We start from the raw sequence: 3407 nt of genomic DNA, 5'->3' as shown, positions 1-3407 counted from the left end.
GAAAGGGAAAGTTCATAGAACTAGGTGTTGAGATAGATGGAAACCAACAGGCTCATATACATGGGTTAGAAACACTTATGGCTAAAAGAGGTGTGTGGTATTCATTTGCGAAGCAAATTGGAGCACCAGCAACTCGTAAAGGTATACTTAACAGAGCTAGTGGGGTAAAGAAGCATGAGAGATTCAAAATAATTAGTCCAAGATTCCTACAGAGAAAGATATGGCTACCAGAACACTTGAGAGATACACCTGATATGCAAGAGTTTATAAGTCAAGTAAAAGGTGCAACACACGAGGCATTCACTAGGGCAGATGATGGACCAGATTTAGTATCGATGTTGGGTGAGATAGACTACATACTACCTACAGCAGCGGTACCAACCAGTAGTGGAAAGTCAAAAGGTGACATAGGTTATGACCCATTCTGGGATGATGACGATAGTAGCCATAAAATAATAAGTGCATCTGCGGGATACGCATAAGAATATATAAAGATTAGTTTAGCTATACTTGTTAAAAATATAAAAGGTATAGCTATGACATATATAAAGTTACAAAATATGCTCAAATTGTTCTTGATGGGAGACAATCCAGCTCCAAAAGATCCAGATGTGCTAATTATAGCGTTAGAAACAGCTTACCTAGAGATAGCAAATGACTGTACAGCACTAAAATTGCTTACCGCAAATAAAGGTGAAGAGATAGTTAGATCTGGTGTAGGTAATTCGTTTGTAAGAATGCCAAAACTACCAGAAGAAGATGAAGACGTATTGGATATAGACAAAGAGTTAGTTCCTGCAGTAGGTAGACTAATGGCTGGATATATAGCCAAAGAAATAGCAAACAAAAACTACCATAAAGCCGAAGCCAAGAAGATAGTAATACAGTACGAAAGTAAAGTCAGAGAGTACATGCAGAAGCAAGTAACCGCTGGAAAGTATACAGTAGTAGAACTAGGCGATACAGGAGAGATCAATGTTTGATTTAATTCCTAACCTAGATGACATTACAATGGATAGTGCAATAAGTGATGTTAAAGAGATATTCAATGCGCATAGACCATACGAGACAGTTAAGACACTTAATGGTGATACATTTATATTCAATGAGCACTTCACTAGAGAGATGATAAACACACTTACAACATCATGTCTGACAGCTCTAAGCACTACTGAAGCAGATTTACTAATACAATTCATAGAATGGCAAAACTACTTAGCAGATAACACTATAGTAGCTGGATCAGTTGATGATGACTATGTGTCTGTAACAGGTGAAAAAGATGTGCTAATAGCACTAAATAACTGGTTAGTTGATGAACTTGCTGGTTCAGAACATTCAACAATATGCGGAGATAACTAATGGCAGAACTATCAGAAATACTTAGTGGGTTAAAAACTATAGAGAGTAACCCAAACAATAATACGTTTATCGACTTAATGAAGAACATAGCAGGAGACCCAAACGATGCAATTAATCCAGAGGATGATCCAAATAGTATATACGGAAAGATAGTAGAAGTATATAATGGAATGGTTGACGCTAGGTCAAGTGATGAAGAAATCACTGCTGCCCTATCAAAGATAGACGGATTGACTGCAAGCGCTACAAGCGTAGGGTCAAGTGACCCCGCTAGTGCAACGCTAGACGGATCAGTTATACGAATCCAAATCCCATCGGGTAAAGACGGAATAGATGGTCAAACACCAACGGTAGCATTAACGGTATCTAACGGTATACTTAAATACCAGGTTGATGTTGATCCAGTAGTAGACATAGCGAACTTAAACACAATTGTTGATGGAGTTGTTACTACAAATGTGAGTGTAGCCGCAGTAAATAGTTCAATAACTGACTTTACGGATGTTACTGTTCCTGCAAAGATTATTGAAATAGCTGGAGTTACAGATACAAAGAAAGCAGAAATTGATGCTCATGCAGCAGATAAGGTATTAGAATATAACGACAACCATGATATAAAAATAGCTGATGTACAAGCAGTTGCAAGCCAAGTTCATACATCTGTTGCCGACGCAGCAGGATACGCTAGTAGCTCACTGGATAATAAAAATGCTACAGCTAGTGACTTGGCTCAAGTTACATTGGCAGCGGATCAAGTAGCAATTGATAAAGACGATATAATTGCATTCAAAGATAATGTTAGAGTAGACCACGATAGAGTAGAGGCTTGGCATGAAGACGTAATGTTCACAAAAGAAACTGTAAACATATTGTTAAGAAGAGTAATGAACTATGCTAACCTACCTGTTGAAGGTGTAACAGGAACAACATACGTTGTTATCGAAGATGAAACACAAGACCCAGTTGGTGAAACTCACGGGTATAGGTGGAATCCAGTTAGCAAAGAGTATATGAGGTACTTAAGTGGGTCCGCTGAAGGTGAAAATAAATACACAGACGCAGACCTAGCATTTGTAGACAAGGACGAAGTACTTAGTACAGTAGCAACAACATTACCAACAGCAATAAACGAGTTGGTAGCAAAAGAGGGTGTAGCTGACGGTATAGCAACATTGGACTCTGCTGGAACTATTCCACCCAATCAACTACCAAGTTACGTGGATGATGTACTAGAAGTTGCAACATATGCTGAATTACCTATAACAGGTGAAACTGGAAAGATATATGTAGTTGTAGCGGATGAAACAAGTAATGGTGACACAAGCAGCTACAGATGGACTGGGACAGTGTATGCTTCAGTTAGTAGTACACTAAACGGTGCTGACATAAAAGCACTATATGAGGCTGAGCCAGATACAAATGAATATAATGATGCTGAAAAAACAAAAGTTAGCCATATAAGTATAACACAAGCGGTAGATCTGGATGCGATAGAGACTAAACAAGGTAGTGCAATATTGTCTACAACTGCCACAAGTCTGTCAGATGCAATAAATGAACATGAATCAGACATTGGATCGATGGCATTATCAACGGCAGCTACAGACTTAACAGCAAGCATCAACGAGGTACATAGTGAGATAGATGATCACTTAGCAGATACAGTAGATGCACATGATGCTAGTGCCATAAGCTTCGTAGCAGATGGAGACATACTAGCTACAGATGTACAGACAGCAATAGTCGAAGTAAGAGATGCTGCCGATACAAAGTTGGATTTAAAACTAGATAAGACTGGTGGAACGATTAGTAGTGATCTAACAGTAAATGGAAACTTCACAGTAAATGGAACAACTACTACAGTTAATACAGAAGTAACTACAACAGATAATATAGTAATACTGAATGATGGAGAAGTAGGTGCAGGAGTAACTGCAGGAAGTGCTGGTATCCAAATAGATAGAGGAACAGCTACAGACTACGAATTCAAGTTCGATGAAGCAGATGATTCATTCAAAATAGGTGAAGTTGGATCGCTGCAGAAA

4 protein-coding genes are annotated in these 3407 nt (G+C 38.6%); all 4 read left to right on the top strand.

Annotated features, from left to right (window positions below; all coding sequences use genetic code 11):
* On the top strand, positions 1 to 482 hold a 482-nt coding region (locus U9R42_06160; GenBank protein ID MEA3495604.1), incomplete at its 5' end, for a hypothetical protein.
* Between the two features lie 54 nt (positions 483 to 536).
* Positions 537 to 983, top strand: coding sequence for a hypothetical protein (locus U9R42_06155; GenBank protein MEA3495603.1), 447 nt, complete (start codon positions 537 to 539; stop codon positions 981 to 983).
* Positions 976 to 1362: a hypothetical protein gene (locus tag U9R42_06150; GenBank protein ID MEA3495602.1), complete on the top strand. Its 387-nt coding sequence runs from the start codon at positions 976 to 978 to the stop codon at positions 1360 to 1362. Before U9R42_06155 ends, U9R42_06150 begins: the two co-directional genes overlap by 8 nt.
* The coding region (locus tag U9R42_06145) for a hypothetical protein (GenBank protein ID MEA3495601.1) at positions 1362 to 3407 on the top strand (2046 nt) is incomplete at its 3' end. The genes U9R42_06150 and U9R42_06145, both read left to right, overlap by 1 nt.

Source organism: Bacteroidota bacterium (assembly GCA_034723125.1).
Lineage (GTDB): Bacteria > Bacteroidota > Bacteroidia > CAILMK01 > JAAYUY01 > JAYEOP01.
Note: the sequence above shows the minus strand (reverse complement) of the source record. Positions and strands in the feature narration are given on the sequence as shown.

Bases quoted from the DNA above. Each gene is read 5' to 3' on its own strand.
- U9R42_06150 (MEA3495602.1), top strand. From the start codon at position 976: ATGTTTGATTTAATTCCTAACCTAGATGACATTACAATGGATAGTGCA.
- U9R42_06155 (MEA3495603.1), top strand. From the start codon at position 537: ATGACATATATAAAGTTACAAAATATGCTCAAATTGTTCTTGATGGGA.